The organism is Pedobacter endophyticus (assembly GCF_015679185.1).
In the GTDB taxonomy this organism is placed as follows: Bacteria; Bacteroidota; Bacteroidia; order Sphingobacteriales; family Sphingobacteriaceae; genus Pedobacter; species Pedobacter endophyticus.
Genome location: NZ_CP064939.1, coordinates 4,330,066 through 4,350,030, shown reverse-complemented (window position 1 = coordinate 4,350,030; position 19,965 = coordinate 4,330,066). Strand labels below are relative to the sequence as shown.

The 19,965-nt window shown below is 38.6% G+C and carries 13 protein-coding genes; 6 read left to right on the top strand and 7 right to left on the bottom strand.

Annotation, left to right across the window (positions count from 1 at the left end; translation table 11 throughout):
- Positions 1 to 37 precede the first annotated feature (37 nt).
- The 4 genes from IZT61_RS17765 to IZT61_RS17750 all read right to left on the bottom strand — a co-directional run bounded on the left by IZT61_RS17765 (position 38) and on the right by IZT61_RS17750 (position 6,998).
- Complete coding sequence (locus IZT61_RS17765) at positions 38 to 4,378, bottom strand: caspase family protein (protein WP_196098366.1); 4,341 nt, start codon at positions 4,376 to 4,378, stop codon at positions 38 to 40.
- 136 nt (positions 4,379 to 4,514) lie between these two features.
- The gene (locus IZT61_RS17760; protein WP_196098365.1) at positions 4,515 to 5,714 is read right to left on the bottom strand and encodes a hypothetical protein; all 1,200 of its coding nucleotides are present in this window, start codon (positions 5,712 to 5,714) and stop codon (positions 4,515 to 4,517) included.
- A 106-nt stretch (positions 5,715 to 5,820) separates the two neighbouring features.
- Positions 5,821 to 6,474, bottom strand: coding sequence for a hypothetical protein (locus IZT61_RS17755; protein ID WP_196098364.1), 654 nt, complete (start codon positions 6,472 to 6,474; stop codon positions 5,821 to 5,823).
- Positions 6,475 to 6,548: 74 nt separating this feature from the next.
- Complete coding sequence (locus IZT61_RS17750) at positions 6,549 to 6,998, bottom strand: hypothetical protein (RefSeq protein WP_196098363.1); 450 nt, start codon at positions 6,996 to 6,998, stop codon at positions 6,549 to 6,551.
- 179 nt (positions 6,999 to 7,177) lie between these two features.
- On the opposite strand from IZT61_RS17750, the gene IZT61_RS17745 reads away from it, so the two are divergent.
- Positions 7,178 to 8,275 carry a hypothetical protein gene (locus tag IZT61_RS17745; protein WP_196098362.1) on the top strand — a complete coding sequence of 366 codons (1,098 nt, stop codon included), beginning with the start codon at positions 7,178 to 7,180 and terminating at the stop codon, positions 8,273 to 8,275.
- 74 nt (positions 8,276 to 8,349) lie between these two features.
- Positions 8,350 to 9,363 carry a DUF6602 domain-containing protein gene (locus tag IZT61_RS17740; protein ID WP_196098361.1) on the top strand — a complete coding sequence of 338 codons (1,014 nt, stop codon included), beginning with the start codon at positions 8,350 to 8,352 and terminating at the stop codon, positions 9,361 to 9,363.
- Positions 9,364 to 9,861: 498 nt separating this feature from the next.
- On the opposite strand, the gene IZT61_RS17735 is transcribed toward IZT61_RS17740, so the two are convergent.
- Positions 9,862 to 10,101: a hypothetical protein gene (locus IZT61_RS17735; RefSeq protein WP_196098360.1), complete on the bottom strand. Its 240-nt coding sequence runs from the start codon at positions 10,099 to 10,101 to the stop codon at positions 9,862 to 9,864.
- Between the two features lie 1,131 nt (positions 10,102 to 11,232).
- On the opposite strand from IZT61_RS17735, the gene IZT61_RS17730 reads away from it, so the two are divergent.
- Positions 11,233 to 11,403: a hypothetical protein gene (locus IZT61_RS17730; protein ID WP_196098359.1), complete on the top strand. Its 171-nt coding sequence runs from the start codon at positions 11,233 to 11,235 to the stop codon at positions 11,401 to 11,403.
- Between the two features lie 315 nt (positions 11,404 to 11,718).
- Here the strand turns inward: IZT61_RS17730 and IZT61_RS17725 are convergent, their stop codons facing one another.
- The gene (locus IZT61_RS17725; protein WP_230383750.1) at positions 11,719 to 12,786 is read right to left on the bottom strand and encodes a zinc-dependent alcohol dehydrogenase; all 1,068 of its coding nucleotides are present in this window, start codon (positions 12,784 to 12,786) and stop codon (positions 11,719 to 11,721) included.
- Positions 12,787 to 12,805: 19 nt separating this feature from the next.
- Positions 12,806 to 13,552 carry an SDR family oxidoreductase gene (locus tag IZT61_RS17720; RefSeq protein ID WP_196098358.1) on the bottom strand — a complete coding sequence of 249 codons (747 nt, stop codon included), beginning with the start codon at positions 13,550 to 13,552 and terminating at the stop codon, positions 12,806 to 12,808.
- A gap of 1,101 nt (positions 13,553 to 14,653) precedes the next feature.
- Here IZT61_RS17720 and IZT61_RS17715 point away from each other — a divergent pair.
- The 3 genes from IZT61_RS17715 to IZT61_RS17705 are packed head-to-tail and all read left to right on the top strand — an operon-like array spanning position 14,654 to position 19,956.
- Entirely contained in the window at positions 14,654 to 17,674 is a 3,021-nt protein-coding gene (locus IZT61_RS17715) for a SusC/RagA family TonB-linked outer membrane protein (RefSeq protein ID WP_196098357.1), read from the top strand.
- Between the two features lie 12 nt (positions 17,675 to 17,686).
- Positions 17,687 to 19,252, top strand: coding sequence for a RagB/SusD family nutrient uptake outer membrane protein (locus tag IZT61_RS17710; protein WP_196098356.1), 1,566 nt, complete (start codon positions 17,687 to 17,689; stop codon positions 19,250 to 19,252).
- A gap of 23 nt (positions 19,253 to 19,275) precedes the next feature.
- Complete coding sequence (locus IZT61_RS17705; protein ID WP_196098355.1) at positions 19,276 to 19,956, top strand: hypothetical protein; 681 nt, start codon at positions 19,276 to 19,278, stop codon at positions 19,954 to 19,956.
- Positions 19,957 to 19,965: the final 9 nt, after the last annotated feature.

Below are 19,965 nucleotides of genomic sequence, written 5' to 3'. Positions count from 1 at the left end.
AATTCAGGACGGCACAAAGTATCCATAAAATTCATGATTAGAGGTTTTCATATATATTAATAGCATCCTTTAGGCTTAAACTTGTTGACGAATTTAACTTCAACTGTTCCTGAATTCTTGATATCTGATAGTGTAGAAAATTCAGATTGGAAAATTCATCACCATATTGATTTATAAACTCGTTCAATGCATTGATCACAATGGTGGCATTTTCCTCAGACTGAATACCAATGCTCACGAAAGCCGCCAAAACCCTCGACTCTAAATCATTAAAGATATCTCGCTTAAATTCTGGTTGTTTTGCTAGGTGAAGTAAGCTATAAAGTTTTCCAATAGCCTCAACAGAGTTCAGAATATCAAAATTTCTATATCCGAATCGCGTATCAATACTAGGATCTTTTTTTTCCAGCATATAATCAGCAAGAAAATTGAAACCGGAAATCTCATCCAACTGTATTAAGAAATTTGCGGCCTCTTGTTTATCTGCTAACTGAACATCGTCCCTAAGTAAAAAATTATTCAACAAATCCTTTAGGAATTGGTGTTCCTCAGGGTTTGCCATTAAAATCTTGATACCTTTCCATTTCAAATCCATAGATTTTGTACCTTCAATAATCTCACGCATATCTTGGCTATTCTGAGTCTTTTCAAACCAAAATTTAAGCAATTCCTTATCGTTTACAAAATCCCGATTAGCATCCATTAGTTTTTTTGCTATAAGTGGATAAGCTTCTTTAATTTCTGCTCTCAGTACATATGCGGCATTGTTTGACCAGCTTGCAAGCCCAAGCTCACCATCATTTAGATTTAGGATAAGCTGATCAATGAGCTTAGCTTTATCAATATGCTGGGCGATGATTTCCAATGAACCAAGTGCGGTAATTTTTGTATCACGATTGTGGTTAACAAATTTAGTCAGCCTAAGCAATTGGTCCTCGTCCAATGGGATTTTGCTTACCGTAAAAAAGTACCATAGCAAATTAGGATCGTCACCAATTTCAGAGCACCATTTTTTAATGAAATCGAACTGCTGCTCATCTAAGTTAAGACTGCTGTCCTGTTGTAGAAATCGATGAATGTGCTTGATCTGAAAGTGAGAAAACTCTTCTGGATTTTTCACCCAATTAATAACATCCCCTCGATTTGCAGTTTCGAAATAGTGTATTTTTTCGCGAATAATATTAAAAGCAACCTGACTTACGCTTTTTTCCTCATCATAATAATTAGCTGTCCATAATGATATAAGCTGATCTTTTCTAATCACCTCATCTCCAATCTGGTCGAATACCTTATTTACACCTTGTAGGATTTTTTCTTCAGAAAATAATGCCAAAAAATCTTCTTTCTTACGTTGATCTTCTATAGCAGGCCATTTAGAAGGCTGAGGCCTGATTAACTCAACTGAAGTTCGTTCCTTGAACAAATGTTCGAATAATTCAAGTAGCCCTGGATATGCATATTCATTCCTGTATAGGATTTCATGAAAAGCCTTGATGTCATCATTGCCAATGTCTTTTGACTTGTAAAAATCTATCATCATATGAACAGTTTCTTCATTAAGAATTGTGGTCAGAAGATCTGTCCATCCAAATTCGCTACGATCTGCTTTCTTCCACAAGTATAAAATCAGGTCACGTTTAGTATCAGTTTCTATGAAAAAAATTGAGATATCTTCAAGTATAGTTTTATTATGATCACCCTGTAAAGCAATGTAAAGCCCTAACATTGCATCGAAAAGCTTCCCGTTTTTCGAGAATGCTTCAATGGCATTCTGAACTAGCTTTGGATAAATTTCGCGATGGTCATAGGTTAATTTCAAGCGTTTAAAGTTATCACTCGTTATTCTTTCGATAAATTCCTGAAGTTGTTGTGGATCATTTATGCTCTCAATGGCTAGTCTGAGGTTGAATGACTCGTCGCCAAGATTAATTTCTTCTCGGTCGTTATCACCTTCTTCCATTCTTTCTAAACCCAGTCCGTCAAAAATGATATCCAAATGTTCACCAGCAGTGCCGGTATAATAAAGCAGTCTGTATAGTGCCGACCTAAGGTATTGGTTTCTGCTTTTCCCAAACTTAGCAACAAAATGTTCTAAAGTTTTCTCATCCGCAAGTTTCAGGTGACTAAGAGTTCCAATGAGCGAATGTATCATTGCGGTGTCATCATTGTCGATTTTTTCAATTCTATTAATTAAAATTTCCCTTAATTTCTCTTCAGATCCCGCAATCAAAGTGAGATCGAAATTAATGAGCACATGAAGGGTATTATAGATGGTGATTTTGCTGCTGTTTGGATCATCAAGTTTGTTAAGTAAATAGCCAAGACTTTCCTGGTTGTGTGCAAATCTTGAGAGTTCTTCGTCAGAGAATTTGTTGGAACTTAACCAAATATTACGGTCATTGTAAAAATCGAAAATCTGTTTAAAAACTTTAAATTTTAATTCTTCTGTTAAGCGTTCAGGCTCGAATTTTATTATAACCTCAACATCATGCTCTACAAGCCAATTAATAAGCTCATCCACCTGTTCTTTTTTAGCAATTGATACATAGAAAGATATAGTATTTATCCAACTAGGTCTTAACGAGGAATTTTCCCCGATTTTAAGTGTGGTTACCTCCAATAATTTTTCAAAAGGTAATTTTGCCAATACTCTTGCAGCGAAGTATTCTTGTATATTATTGTGGTCGAAAGACCATTGGTTAGTATCGGAACGGAGAGAAAAAACTGATAGACTCTGACAGAATTCAAAATCGCTGTCATTCGGAAATATATCCCGAAGCTCGTCCGTGCTGAGAAAGTTTCTACCAATCATTTCCATAGCGAAGGATATTTTTTCCAAGAAGATAAATACCTTCTCCTTATGCTCTATTTGTTCCGGCTCAGAACTTTCGGCCTTGTAAGCAAGGGATTTCGAAATCTCCAGCTCAAGGATATCTATCCTGCTTACAGAAAGATTACCATGCTGGAGATAGTGTCCAAGTAATATATTCAGGAAAAAAGGTCTCGTAAGCAAGTCACTAAAGAGGTTTTGCCGAGCTTGGTTAAGAAAATCGTCACCATTTATATGCAGGACGTCATTACAGAATAACAATATATCGTTAAGGTTTATGTCATCGATATGGTAACAGACAAAACCAGGTAAGGTTCCTTGAGTATTCTCTTTTGCGATTTCATAAAAATTAGTCCGGCAGGTCACTACTATTGACAATAAGGGTTGATCTTTGGAGAGCTTTATTATTTCATCTGTCGCCTCCTGAAAGAAATCCGGATGAATTTCATCTAAGCCATCCAAAAACACCACCATTCTTGAGGAATCAGTATCACTGAAATCCAGCTCTACAAAACTCTGTATTGCTCCACCAGAATAACTGTTAAGACGTTTGAAAATTGGGTTCAAAAATTCACCATCTTGAAACTCATATGCCTGTCTCAGTGCTTCTATCGACTTACCTGAACCGGCAGCTCCAAGTAGTACAAGCAGCTTTTCATGCTCCAGAATCTCGCTTAAAGCAATTTTGCTATTTTTCAATTCAAAAAGTAGTTCGGCTATAGAATCTTTATCTTCGTTATTGGTATATGTTCTGGGGATCAATCGTTCCTTGTCGGGCATAGGTGGCAATGGGAATTTCTCTGGAGCAATCTCTGGCCTAATATCTTTATCAACCAAACGAAAAATCATTTCCCCTCCATCATTGTCCTCGCAATCAAGTTCACAGGCCTGTGGAATTTGTTTACTGCGGACGCTTGTAGTTCTAACAACGCTGTCAATCAATTTCGATAATCGAAGTTCCGGTCTCGTATTTTTGAGCAGAATTTCACATAACGATTTGTTAAAAGGCGTACCTAATCCTGCGATACCATCAGAGACAGTTTTTACTTCTCCAGAAGTTAATATAACACGCGAACGCTTTTCGGTTAATTCTTCCATCGTCAAATTAATTCCGGATAGCTTCAACTGTTTTAGTACAAATGTTCCAGAATAGCAACTATCAGAAATCAAAAGGATATGTTTTGCTTTTATTTCTTTGATATGGTCAATGATCGCTGCATTTGAAATCCAGCGATAGCGTTTATCATCACCATCGACTGGGATCCAGTGCCCAGTGCCACTTGGAGATTCATTACCATGGCCAGCATAATATATTATAAGCTCATCAACTTCGTAACAACTCTTCGTTGCCTTATCAAATTCTTCATGAATAAGTTCCAGCGTTGCCTTTTCGTCAAAGACATAGTCATCGAGTAAATTAAAGCCATATTTTTCACACAATATGCTGCCTAAGCGTTCAACGTCAGCTTTTGCATTTGTTAATACAGGCCAAGGATCTTTCTGATAATCATCAATTCCAATTGGCAAAAAAAGCTTAACTCCTTCCATAATTTATTAAGTTGGTTTATTATATATTGAATTAAATACTAAAAAGGGCTTAGAACGTAACCATTTTCACTTTGCAATAGTTGGACATTGGTATCGAATGGATACATGGTTTTTTAAAATGATTACACGCTCCAGGCTAATAGCAGTCGTGTTGAAAATCATCTATGTAGACCCTATATCTAGATGGTCCAAAAGATAATGTTCCAAAATCCCTGTCGGTTAAAACCTCATTTGAAGCATTTGGATTAAGGAAAATACAAGAATCATAGAGCGTATCTATATTACCTAATATTGAGTTGTCATAGATAAAAATGATGCCGGTTATTAGTTTGGATATTTCAGCAACTGAAATATCGTGAGTTCCCTCAAAGTCCTCAAAATAATTGCTCATCATTGAATCATCCTTTGAAAGATCCATAAATATTCGTCTTGCCAATGATCTCATGAAAGCCATTTCAAAATCGCCCACTCCATTATTTAGTTCTTTATTAAACCAAGGGTTAATTACCCAGGTGATAAGGGATGGTCTTGTGATGAGTAATTTGTTATAATAATCTAATATTTTGTATTTATAGTCTTCGGCAAGTTTGTAGGGGTCATATTCTCTTATGGTTTGAAGTACAATATTTCGTCGGTTGCTTTTAGGATAGGATATAGTGAATTTAATATTTTTACCACTTTTTAGTTGATAGCTTAGATAGCCCTTACCCTGCTCAATTGTTTCTTGTAGTTTTGATATCAAGCCGCCTTTGATTTCTGATTTCAGATCTTTGCTTACTCTTAGATAATCTACATCAAACACATCGTCAACGCCTACTAGAAATTTACCAATATTTACTTTGTTCTCAACCTTTTTAATTATAAGGTCAGTAAGTTCATCATGGATTGGAATGAATGATTTCACATCAGTATATATGGTCTTGTGTGCTAATTCTATTCCCAGGTCAAGGTCAATAACTTGCTGCCCAATTTTTCTGGCTATGCTATCATGAAATGTATCTGTATTTTCCTTAACAACATAAGTTACAGAGGGAATATCTTCAAACGAAGTCCAAAAATCGAGGGCAACAAGCTCCGAGTATTTTCCAGACCATTTGTAACCCTGGCTTTCGCCAATGTTCTTTGCCGAGAATATTATTTCCTCAATAATGGAATGCTTATTTTGATAATAGTCTCGCAATCTTTCCAGACGTTCGATAAAATTCTTACGGAAATTTGAATTTTGAGAACTTGCAAGCGCCCCAATACAATTATTTGTAATTGATGTCGGCTTTAGGTCTATGTCTTTATTGAAGATGTCCTCAAGAAGTTTCTTGTACTTTTCAACATGGTTCATGAGAGGTTGATTTAATGATCTTATATTTGGATTGTAGGTAAGAGGTAAAGTTAGTCAACTCAATTGAGAAGTTTTATCACACAAACTCACTTCCAAAGTAAAAAGATCAGAAATTGACTTTTCTTGATGCAATAAGCTCATCTAGTGAAAGGCCCGGGTTTGCCAAGGTTATATTTATCAAGTCTTTCCAGTGTCCATCACTATTTTGACTCCTTCTAATAGTCTGCAATTCCATTTCTCCACGTTTTTTGCCATTATCATCAAATAATTCTATCCCGATGAACGTATCTTCGTGATTTCGGAAGTTGGCTTCATCTGTAATGAAATAGTTAATGGTACTTGCAGTGGCAAGCACATCACAGTGATGTTGGTAACGGTCGTTGAAAATAAAGGGATCATGTTTGTAGATAACATAGATACAATCATCTAAAAAAGAAAAAATATCTTTTCCTCTAAAGCGATAAATAGTGTCGATCTGCTTGGTATGGAGGATGAGTGCATCCCTCCATTCATCTCTAAAGGCATCGTGATATGCTTTTCCATCGCATTCAAAACCAATTCTATATCCATCTAATTCTATGACAAAATCAAGTCTAAATCTCCCTAGTATGGTTTCTAGTTCAAATTGTGGTATTATTTCGGACCGAGGATTAAGGTACTTTTCCAAACTTTGAATAAACTGTTCTTCCAGCGGACTCTCCAGTCTATCTCTGTCGGCACGCGGCTGTCCTGAATTTATATGCCCGGTAAAGTTATCCATGTGTTATTTTAGAAATTAATTGACAAAATATTTTTAAATTAAAAAAACTGAAATCCATATCGTTCATTGAAAAGCTATGCCACTTTTAATACTAGGTTTTTTTTTCTTCCAGTCATAAAAAGTCGAATGTAGAGCTTGGCTTTAGGTTTATTTTTAGGTGGCCAATTAAAACGGTATTGTTCTTCAAAAGGCAGCGATTTACGTTTTCTCGGCTCAAGAGTTAAATGTAGATCCTCATCACTATGCAGATGAATTGGAGATATTGTCTTACCAATTAGAAACCTAGTTTCATGCCACTCTAATTCCCAGTGATTTATTAGGATTGGAATTGAGGATAAGTTAGTGAGATAAATGTAATCTGTACCATTTATATCTCCCGTCCAGGCTGAATTAGTTGCAATGCCACGATTGTCTCGCCAGTATTCCTTAAATTTTAATATAGCCAGTGTTCCAGCAAGGATTAAACTAATAGTAGCTACTGTTGCACTATAAAATGTTATGAACGGGACCTGTAGTATACTCATCTTTAGTCTGTTTTATATTAGAGTAAGCTAAATTATGATTAAATAAGATAAAAACATCACGTTCCTTATTGCTATCAGAAACCAGCGAGAATATCAAATACTTTAAAAAATTCTTGCGTAATTTGATTGAAGCTAATGCTTCACTGAACCAAAAGCGGAACTAACTTCAGAACCATAAAATGTCAGTCAAAACAAAACAGGCAATTACAAAGTGTCTCAATAAAATTGCAGATGACTCTTTCGATGAGGAGACCCTGAGATCACTTCTCATAATATCTCGTGAACATATAAAATCCAATGGTCTTATAAAGGAGCTTGCACATTTTGTTGCCCATAGTGACAGAAATCAAGGCATGTTTCACAAACAGGTTAATAATAGGTATGCCAAACTGAGGCTGATGGATTCTCAAATGAAGGGTGCAGATGCAAAAGCGTTGATGGAAAAGATTAAAACTGAGGACGAGCTAAGTGACTTTCTTTTGGGTGGAATTTCGATCTATAGAATAGAGTCGAAACTATTCCATATTCTTTACTCGGACGGACTGGAAGATATTCCAGAAGCCCATTTAATAAAGTACACAAATTTCACAAAAGCCGAGGTGAAAGAACTTTTTGATCGTCATTATCATAAGCAAGGAGGATTTCACTACCTGAGTACCTTGAAAACTAGGTCGCTTAATAAAAAAATTAGTGAACTGGAGAACTTAAGTGATGAGGAAAGAAAAACATTTGAAGAACATAGGTCAAGTTCAGAAATCTTAATGGCTAATATTGAACGTAAAATCGACCAAATCCAGAAGGTTATTCGAGGTGTTATCCACTATACTTCCGTATTCGATTTAGAAACCTTCAACAATGAAATAGCAGCAACTCTAACTGTAGTTATAAAATCCTTTTCGATAGACCAGAAATATATAAAAGCCATTAAAAGTCGTAGTAGCGATATTTTACTTTGCATAATGTCGCTTTTACACGATAGTAAATTTATACTCTACGATAAAATGGAGGCAAGGAACTTTCTCGGATTCTATCTCCACCCCCAGGATTATAAGAATAGTGAGAGCATAGTTACCCCATCAATCTATGAAAAAGGTTTACTTGCACTATTTACCTGCGGAGCAGACAGTGTTAGTTTTCCTCTATATGTTTCTGATTTGCTTGTGAAGGATTATATAGGCGCTGACGAGTTTAACGAATTTCCTGAGTTAAAAAGCTTCTCGGAATCTTCATGGATTACGGCAGAAAGAATTGATGATAAACTCCGGCTCGTCCGTTAGCGGAAATGTGTTCCATAGATTTTATCAATGGAAAAACTAGTTGTATATTAATACCATAAAACTACGCAAATCAAATGAATACCAATGGCTCCCCACTTCGGGTACAGACACCAAGCCAAGGCTGGAAACAATTCCTTACCGCTAAGACGAGAATGCTTGCCGCCTATGATATAGCGAAAGAACAAGGCAGTAACAGCCATGTAAAAACGAGACATGGCCTGGTCGCAGAAGCTGAATTTAGGAAATGGCTGAGCGAATTTTTACCGAAACGGTATGGTGTTACATCTGGCTTTATCATCTCGCCCGGCATTTCAAGTTCCGAGCACATGGTGCACTATGATGTGATCATATACGACCGGTTGGAATCACCGGTGCTATGGGTTGAGGACAATCCCGATTCCTCTGGCCAGGGAAGATCACTTGCAATCCCAGTGGAATATGTCCGAGCGGTGATAGAAGTAAAGTCTTCATTTAATAAACAATCAGCTAAGAAAGCAGTCGAGCAGCTGTCAAAGCTGAAACCATTATTGGCACGTGTCGATCCTGCAAACAGTCGCGGCAAACTTTATCTTCCTGCTAATTTCTTCTGTGCGACGGTATTTTTTGAACTCCGAAAAGAAGATGAAAAGGATTTTGCTGCATTGGATGAATTGGTGAATGCTACAATGATCAGGAGATTCTTTGGCGGAATAATACTCCGTGCGGAAACAGAACACAAACTTGACAGTGGAAAAATACTCTTTAGAAATGAAGATGTTGCGGTTGAACCGAATAATAGCACTTCGCTAGCCTTTTGGTCCACATCAAAATGCCTGAAATATAAAGAGGATTCTTATTTCAGCTTATTGTTGAACTACTCTGAAACTTATTTTTCAGAATTTGCTTTTGACATCCTGGCCTTGTTAAAAGGTACATATCAGCCACATGTCCTTTCCAGTCTTTACTGTATGGGAGCTACTTATCAGGAAAACGGCAATTCCATTGAAACACGATACTTTGATCCCGAAGCTGTTAAAAAATTCAATGAGGAAACCGCAGCAATCCTGAAAGCAAAGGGATTTGTAGGATTTGAACCGCTAGACCTATAATTGTTATCTTGTCCGTTGAGAATTTTATTTATTCGAAATTTTTGAATTTTCTTTTTTGGCAATGGAAAAACCATTGGTTTTATTTGTAGAATGGCGTACTCTACTGGGGATTATCCAACACATTTCTTCCTAATTGTCATCACATAAATTAATTTGCTGAAAATCACCATAGGCTTGGTTTTGGTCAGAATTCTCTCGGTCCCAAAGTTCAAACCAGCGCAAAGAAAGCTCTCTTTTCGCTATACCGCCCAGACTAAAGGCATCCCCAATCTATCAAGCAAATCATCGTCTTTTCTGTTATCAGCTTACCTATATATATTACTGCAATCTTTAATTTGAATTATTCTAGAAAGGATTATATTTTGGACCATAAGAGCGCTTAAATATTTTACTGACGATATTCCTCATTGATCTCTTGTAAGCTTCCATCCGGAAAGTACTTTCTGGTTATCTTTAACGGTATTTTTCTTAGCGAGAAACCGTATAACCGATTAATGATCAGATACAATAAATATACCATGGCAGAAGAAAAGTCCGATTAAAGTTCTCATAGACCGATTTCTGCTCCAATAGTCCAACAAAAGGATCACCGATTTCATCAATGAGAATTTTATCCTGAAATAGTGCATAAGCGATTTCGAGGATATCTGCAAATTGGTCTAAGCCTCGTAAACGACTTTCACCTTCTGCAGCAATGGTTTTGAAAACAAATGGAAGGGCATCCTTTTCATCCTTCATAATACTTCGACTTAAAAGAGATAACATTAATTAACACTATAAAGATAGCTATATTGTTACCCTGTTACAAAACTAGGTTTCCATCTAAATTTAGTTTTATGGCGTTAATGATCTCAAATAAACTTGATGGCTTTCTTCAAGAAAGAGTTTCTGAAAATCAGCAATCAAAAGATTGGACATCCTGCTATGCCCCTCAATAAATTGATAAGGCAGATGGATCTCTGCCGACTGCGGAGAAGTCTTAAGCGCAAGAGCGCATAATGCAAGACTATGAGGAGTTCTTGGAAAAGGAATACAAACATAACTGCTTTGAGAAAGAGTTTTCTTTTAAGGAAAGTTATTGGGCAATAGGGCTATTACCTCAAGACATTTTAGGACGCATATCTTTACCCATTATTGGAGAAAAGTTTTAAAAGATGACTTACAAACTGCGTAGGTCGGGCTCAAAGTAAACAAAATGCAATTTGGCATATCCAGCTTTTTGACGATACTGGCCTTCGACCTTATTTTTAATCACTTTTTTGAAATTAACGATTGCATCACAGTGATCATAAAAGGTCGACATATCGCCGATACCCCCTATAGTGATTAATTAGTTGCATTGACATATGAAAATATCACTTCGATATTTAGCAATGCATGTTAAAATCGAATGGATTAAATTATATTTTTTGTAGATAATATTTCATGTATCAGAAAGATTGATTTTCTGGTTGTCGAGCATTGTTTACTAATCAAAGTTCGAAAATTGTCTAGTAACCACCCTTTAAATTTTAAAATAGTTTGCAACTTTCGCTAATTCCTGCAAATCAGCCAAGAAAAAATTCGAAATTTGCCCAGTAACGGCTACCAAAACGGCAAAAGAGGCATAATTCAGATTTCATTCTGGTATGCCTCTTTTCTTTTCTATGCTAACTTACTAATAATAAGCCGAGTGTCCATTTCAAAGCGAAATGGCCGCCTTAATTTAAAATGCAGAGTAATTCATTTATAAATTTATTATAAAAATGGTTTGTAGCACGAAACCAAAATTCTATCTCGGTTTATCGTATTAAATTGCCTTGTGAGTATTTACTTTATTTTAAAATCGGTGTTTGTTCCAATTGGCATAGTTATGGCTCATCCATTAATATGAAACGAATATATTTTATTGCGGCTTTATCGGTAATGCTGCTAACCAGCGCTTGTTACACTACCAGAACTGCCGGCCAGAGCGGGAAAGTTCCGCCGGGACAAGCTAAAAAAGGAACGGGTTCAAAATCGGCCAAACCCTTTGCGCCAGGGCAACAGAAAAGAAATTAAAAGGTAGCTTGCCCGAAGCCCCATTACCCGCATAGGTCAAGATATGTTCGAAATTTGTCTGATAACGGCTAATGTTAAAAAAAGTGGCTGCCTCAAAACTCGCCTTTTTGCAAAGGAATGCTTTTGGCGTAAAGTTCCCGCCAAACTAAAACCGATGGATTCAGATTGCCTTTCATAGCTTCTCCCGATCAACGTTTGGATTAAACAAGAGGTCGGAACGAGTAGTCGAAGGACTAGCCGAAATGCTGAAAGGCCGTTTTTGTCGTTTTGAGACAGTCTCATGTACAAACAGATCAAATATAAAGGAACTGTTTCTCACATGGTTAAAGCCACAAAAATCGCTTGTGTCTTTTCCTTTTGCTGAGCAGTTTCAAAAGCTTCGTTAATCTGGTCGAGCGGAAAACTGTGGGTAATCATTTTTTTGGCGTTCATTTTTCCTTTGGCCAGCAGGTCGAGGCTAATTTGCATTTCGGGGTAAATATCCCAATACGAATAGCTGGCACTCATAATGAGCTTAATTTCGGCCATTTGGATGTGGCTCCAGTCTAACGAAATTTGCTGCTCCTTTTCGAAACCCCCAACTACCACCACTTTGCCACCAATGCGTACGCAGGCAACCGCCTCGGGCAAGGTCATAGGCATGGCAACACCGCCTGCGCATTCGAACACAATATCGGCACCACGACCTAATGTAAAGGCTTTTACTTTTTGTTGCACATCGTCTTTTTCTGGGTTAACCACTTCATCGGCACCGAGTTCGGTTGCCAATTGCAGCGCCGAATCTACTTTATCGATAATGAGCACATCGGCACCGCTCAGCTTTGCCAGCTGCAACTGCCCAAGGCCAATGCAACCTGCACCAATTACTACAACTTTATCATTCAACTTAATACCACTTAAATGAATGGCATGCAAGCCCACCGAAAAAGTATCGAGCAATGCGGCTTCTTCAAAACTTACATGATCGGGCAACTTGTAAAATTTACGGCATGGCCCGGCCACATATTCGGCAAACGCCTGCGATAAGGTGCGCATTCTGACCGGGTACAGGTTGGGGCACAGGTTATATTGTTGAATGTTGCACCATTCGCAGGTGTCGTCGCCCAGTAGCGTTTCAATCACCACCCTATCGCCTGGTTTTACGTTAGTTACCTCGGGGCCTACTTCAACCACTTCGCCCGCCAGTTCATGGCCCATAATTTTGCAGGTCAGCTCGTGTTCTGCTTTTTTCCAGTGCCGCAGATCGGTGCCGCAAATCCCGGCTACGCGAATTCGTGCAACCACCCAATCGCCTTTTTCCAGCTTTGGGCGGTCAACGTTTTCCATTTCAAAAGTTCCTTCTGCTGTTTTTAACGCAGCTTTCATTTCTTGTTCTTTTTCCATCGATTTTAATTTGCTATAATCAGATCAGTTGCAATCGTGGCCGCAAACGAATCTCTACCACATCACATCGCTCATCTTGCTCAAGCGCATAACATACCGCCAGGGCAATGTCTTCAGCTTTCAACATCTCGTGTTTTTCTACCGCTTGTTGCTTCTCGTCTGTACTTTGCGCCTGCATATCAGTGTCAACCGCTCCTGGTTCTATTAAGGTAATGCGTACACCGCGTTCGCTGACTTCCTTGCGCAAACTTTCGCAAAAACCTTGTAGCCCGGCTTTGGTAGCAACATAAACAGAACTGTGCGCCTCTCTTACATCGGCGCTCATCGACCCGATCGATACAATATTTCCGCCGTTATCTTTCATCCGGTCGATTGCCATTCGCGAGCAGGCCATGTAAGCCAGCAGGTTGGTGTTGAGCACCCTTTGCCAGTCTGTGTAACTGCCTTCTAACACCGAGCCGTAAGCCAGCGCAGCATTATTGACCAATACATCGAGCCCGTTTTGAAAAATTCCGTCGGCTTCTTCAAACAGTTTGCCAATACCTTCCTCTGTAGAAAGGTCGGTGATTATACCGTTCAGTTCTCCTGTGCCTTCCAACTGCTGCCAGGCCGCTAATGTTTCCTCAAGATGCTCTTGCGATGTGCCGGCGACTAATACCTTAGCACCAAGTTTGGCAAGCCGCAACGCGGTTTCGCGGCCAATGCCTGTTGTACCGCCCGTTACCATAATTCGGCGACCATTGATCGTTTTTGTTAATTCTTCCATATATGTGATTGTTTATTCTAGCAAAAGGCTGTTTTTGTTTTCCATTGTATTTGATCTCAGTTATCTGATCCATTTAGAAAACAAGCTGAAAGGCCGCTAGGTTTGCGTGGAAACTACAGGTCTTATTTGCATAAAACCCCGTTTCGTATCAGGTATTACGCCCGATTAGTTAGCGTATTTTACCATCAAACACCAAGCTGTTCAGCCTGCCAAAACCTACTTTCGGTAGCATTTGGATCTGAACAAATTAAATGCTAATGATACAGGCACGATTTGACTAGCCATTAATCAACTTAGGAAATTTTATCGGATTACCAGGAAGGGAACTTCATCGTTTTTAGGGCCTTATAATTTGGCTTCTCATCGCCACAAAATTTTTTTTTAGTAAAATGATAAGAAAATCGCGGATTTAACATTGAAATGCCTATAAAAACGGCGATTTTTTTACTGAATTATGTTGATTCGACCTGCAATATTTTCGCAAATCAAACGTTTGCGCAACATTTGCATATTTTCTTTTTCAAGGCCGCTGTATGCCGTTTGTAGCGCGAAATAATGCCAAATTCCGAATATTTTCCACTTAATATATACTAATTTTTAATCCGCTTTTTAATACGGTATTGATAACTAGCTGAAATGACGTTGTTTAGATCGGTTTTTTTGGAAGAAATAGCTATTTTTCTTTAGAATTTCACACAATTGATCTCCCGGGATGCACCCCTCGCATTTTTTAGACAAACGTTTGTCTAAAAAAAACGAATACATGTTCTACTCCAATCTTGTATATTGCATTGTACTTCAGCACTAAACAAACTTTTTATTATTTACGGCTACGGATTTCTTTTCAACTAAAAAGATCGGTAGCAGAACAAAATATGAATACGCTGATTGAATTTACTAACCAAATAATACAACAATTTCTATCAATCAAAATTTGATTAGTATTTGCCTTTGGCTTAATAGTTAAAATACCCATCTTAAGTATTTATTGACTGTTAAAAAACTTAGTCAGCCCTAAAAAAATTTAGTTAAGTATTGCTTTTTGCTTACTGCTTAATTAAACACATCCCAAACATTTAATTATTAATTAAAATTAATCAAATGGCTAAAATCATTACAAGGATTTCGTGTGCCTTGTTGTTATGTATTTTTGGGTTTCCAAACGTTCAGGCAAAAACTTACGTAAAGGTGGTAAGAAGCAGCTTTTTCAATGCTTCTCCATTTCAAAGCAAAGATCCGCTTGCTGACACCACTAAAAAACGAAAAGCGACTGTAGTACGGGATACAATGCCGAAAAACATCACGATGGGGAAGACGACTGCGTTAAGCAGTTTATTTAAGAATACCAAAGATTCGCTGAGGACAAGGTATTCGAGGCAGGTACCTAATTTATCATTGCAACAAATGTTAAAGGGAAACGTCGCTGGTTTGTATGTTCAGGAAACTACGGGTGAACCAGGTACGGAGCAAAGCATGATCATTCAGGGAACATCTGCGCCAATTTTCAGCAAAAGGGATATTTATGAAGTACAACCTGCTGTGTATTTAAACGGCGTTCACTTAATTCAGGAAAACCCTTTTGCTTACGATGTACAAAAATACGATTACAATAGAATTGGCCCCGCAACCAACTTATTGGCCAATGTTGATATTGATAATATTGAAGCTATCGAAGTAATAAAAGACCCTGTTTCTTTAGCAAAGCTTGGTCCGAACGCAGCAAATGGTGCGATTTGGATTACCACCAAATCAGCAAGGAGCGGTGCCATGAAGATTAGTGTAAATTCTTATTTCGGTGTAGTTCCATCCGAAAATGTTCAAACAGTAAACGGCGTATTTGAAAATAATTTCCGTGCTCCATTCTATAGAAAGTACGCAACATTGGCTAATTACGATAGTTATGCCAGCTTTTTAAGGGATTCTACGAACGTTGACTATTTCGGAAGTTCAAACTGGAATGATCTATACTATAAAAATGCCGGTATTTATGGTGTAAATATGGGCATAACCGGCGGTAGCGAGCGGGCGAATTTCAGGTTTTATGGTACTGCCGAAAAAAGTGCCAGCAATGCCGATGCCACTTCGCTGGATAAATATAATGCCTATTTCGCCATTAACATGAAGCCATTTGACTGGATGACGGTATCGAGTTTTTTGAACGCTGCGAGAATGGACAGAGACCGGAATAAAAGTTTAAGAGACCGGTTTGCGGAGGTACGTTACCTACCCGATTTTACCAATCCACTATCGCCCAGTGCAGATAATTACCGCACGTTTTTAGATGAATACAAAAAGGCGGTGGATGATAACCGCAGCAACCTGCTAAATGGTTCATTGGCAATTAACGCTGAAATCATGCCTAAATTACATTTTAATACAGCCCTTGTATTTGATTATAATGAAGGCATCCGCGATGCCTTTTTCCCAACCACTTTAATGGATGGAGTGAATTTTGTATCGAACTATTTTGGTTTTAATCAGCGCTTTGGCATAAACAACACATTATCTTATAGTTACCGATTAAACAAATCACATTCCTTTGATTTTATCCTCGGACAATCTGTTCAAAATGATATCTCTAAATATAATTATGCAAGGGGATACGAAGGAAGAAGTGATTTTATCAAATTAAACGTAGTGAACGGGAATGCAGGAAGTTCAAATTATTTAAATGCAATTGATAATTTTTACGTGTTCAGGTATACCGATAAGATGGAAAATGGGCTGATGTCCTTTTATGCTTCCGCTAAATACAGGTATAAAAACCTGTTAAATTTCGGCGCTGTTTTACGGAGGGATGGTTCTTCCAGAGGTCAACCCGACAGCCGTTGGGTTACAACCCCTGCATTCAGTGCGGAATGGAGTTTGAAAAACCAGTTTTTAACCCAAAACACTTTCTTCAACGATTTAAAAGTTGGCGCATCGTGGGGAAGATCAGCAAAAATTTATACTGACGACCGTTTTGCCGCGGGCCCACAATACCGCACAGAATACGGATGGCCGGAAGAACCAACCATTCCATCAAGTAATGGTGTTGGAATCTCACGTCCCTACAATACGGGCTGGGTAGGGTACGGCATTACCCTGCCCTATTCCGATCGTTTAAATATTTCGGCTTCTTCAACCGTGTTAAAAAACCGCCTGACTGCAGCGATCACTTTTTACAACCGCGACGATAAGAATCAATTAATAAATATCCCTTTATCAAGCGAAAGCGGTTATACCAGTATTTTTAAAAATGGCATGGCCATTAACAATAAAGGCATCGATTTATTGCTTTCAGCAGGTATTATCCAGCATAAAGCTTTTAACTGGCGTACATCGGTAAATTTCAACTACAATAAAAATGAGTTAAGGGCATTGCCTGACGGCTTAAACGAATTGGTAATTGGCGATAACAAATTGCAGGTAGGCCAACCTGTGGGTGCCTATTGGTTGTATATCAACAATGGCATTTACAACAGCGATGCCGAGGTACCAACTAATTCGGCAAACGGACAAAAATTAACTTTTAACGGCCAACCGTTAAAAGCTGGTGATCCTAAATGGCTGGATACAAATGGCGATTACGATGTAAATTCTGCTGATAAACAATTCATAGGAAATCGGGCACCAAATTTTATCGGTGGCTGGATAAACGACTTCTCGTACCAAAATTTCGATCTTAATTTCAATGTCTTCTTTGCTTTAGGTCAAAAATCCATTAACCAGTTCGATGTTGCCAGATACGATTTTGCCAACCGCGAATCGAGAAATGATATCAACTCCATTAAAGAAATTACTTCGTGGCAAACCACCGATAACTTAAAAACTTACCCCATTTACAATGCGTGGAGCAACGTAATTCCTTACCGTGCCGATCAGGATTTGTTTTTAGAAAGCACTTCTTATGTAAAGCTTCGTTCGGTAACACTGGGTTACGATTTTTCGAAAGCAAATATTTTGGGGAAAGGTAAAAAGGGTTTCAAAAGAGCATACGTGTACCTCACCGGCAGTAACCTGTTAACCCTATCCAGTTTTTCAGGTACCGATCCTGAGTTGGTAAACTACACGGGTATTTATACAGGCACGAGTTTACCAATTGCCCGAACATACATATTAGGTTTAAAATTAGATTTATAACAGCGCAAATTTATGAGATCATCAAAATATACCGGCGTTAAATTAACTAAGTTTTTAATTGCGCTATTACTACTCTCGCTAAGCAGCCTTAATTTTTCCTGTAAAAAAGTTTTGGATGAAAAATCAACCAGGCTGGTTGCTGAAGAGAACCAATGGAAAAATCAAGAGGATGCCAAAGCGGCATTAATTGGGATGTATGCCTTAATGCGAACGGCATTGGTAGCTGATAATACCCACTGGTTAATGGGCGATTTACGGCAGGGCGATTTTGTTGCTACAAACCGAAGCGATTTAAAGGCCATTATTGATGGTAAACTAAATGCTTCTTTCCCGACATTAAACAGAATTACGAACTGGAGGCGGTTTTATTCGGTTATTAATGCGGCCAGTGTGTTAATCGAGCGTTCGCATGAAATTGTTGACAACGATCCGCGTTATACAGCCATTAACAACCGGGCCGATGTGGCACAGGCCAGAGCCGTTCGTGCTTTTGCTTATTTTTACATGGTTCGGATTTGGGGAGATGTACCCTTATTAACAAGTTCGCACGACGGGCAATTTTCTACAAAGCCGCGTACATCGCAAGATCGGGTGTTGGGTTTTGCCACCTCGGAACTCCTGGCAGCGGCCAAAATACTGCCTTTCAGATACGGAAGTAACGATCCGCTTTTACCAGGCTTATACTATGGAGGGAGCTGGGCTAGCTGGTGCGGCACGGTGTTTACCAAGATGTCGGCTTACGCTGTTCTTGCACATATCGCTGCATGGCAAGGCAAATATCTGGATTGCGATGTTTATACCAAATTTTTTGTTGACAATGTTACGCAGCTCAACGGCGATGGTGTGAACGTCAAATACGTTACCACAAATGAACTTACTGAAAATGATGGCAGTTACAGCCCTTTTGTATATAAGCGTGTACAGCAAATTATTGGTTATGCCTTTGAATATGGCTTGGGCGAGGCAACGGCCAATGGGCATATAGAGCAGCTTACACTGGCCAAACCTTTGATATTAAAAGAGTATCCCGAAATTTTTGTACCAAAAGATACCATTCGGAAAGCCTTTACTGATCCGAAAGATGAACGTTTCAGTATCGATCCTTTAACCAAGTTGTACCGTACAAATTACTTCACTAACTACATCAGCGAACGCCCAATATTTAGCAAAATTAAGGTGATTGGAGATGGACAAACCAGTGGAAACCTGGCTTTCTTTACTTCTGCAGTGGTATTTACCCGTTTAGAAGAAGTACTGCTGTTAAGGGCCGAAGCATTAGCTGTTTTAGGCTCCCGGAACGAGGCAATAAGTACACTAAACAAGGCCGCTGATTTGAGGGGAACCTCGCCTTATACATCGGCTACACCGATCGATTTAATTGATGCAATTTTTGCTGAACGCAGAAGGGAGCTCATGGGAGAAGGGTGGCGTTGGTATGATTTGGTGAGATACAACAAGATTAAACGCAACAACCCCGCATTTAACACCTTAATTAGCAGTGGGGGCATTTATTGGCCGGTATCAAGCGATATCCTGAACGCTAACAATCAAATTAAACAAAATCCATATTGGAATTAAGGACATAAATCATTTAAATAAAGATGATAAATAGAAATAGAAAATTGATGGCCTGGCCAATTGTTGTAGTGGCCTTGCTAGGCACAACCTTTACTGCCTGTAAGAAAAATTCGGAGTATTACGCCTATGAAAACACGGTAAAGGAATTTGATGGAACGGTACTGCAATACTTGCAGGCCCAGCCGGCAAACACATTCGATTCGCTCTTACTGGTACTAAACAGGTTACCGGAAATTAAAGATAGCCTGGAGAATAGTAACATCACGCTTTTCGCACCTACCAATGCAAGTTTTGAGGCGGCGATAAAAAACCTGAACATTTTACGTAAGGATCAGGGAAAAACACCTTTGTATTTAACAGATTGTAACCTCGATTCACTTGAATTGATGACCTGGCGCTACGTTATTCGGGGTTCGAGAACGACTGATGCCTATGTGCCCTTTGCCGATGGCGCTTTGTTCATCAGCTTAAAAAATAGCTATCCGATGCATATCAAGTACAATAAACTGAATGCTTCGGGATTTGTGCAAGGTGGCCCGCAATCCATCATTTACAGCGATCCTAAAAACAGCATTTTCGAAAAGTATTGGCAACGTGCCAATACCAATGCGGTAAATATTAAGGCCAAAAATGGGGTGATCAACATCCTGGCACCCTTGCACGATTATGGTTTTAATGAATTTGTAAGTAGAGTTAATCAATAAGATTTAGCG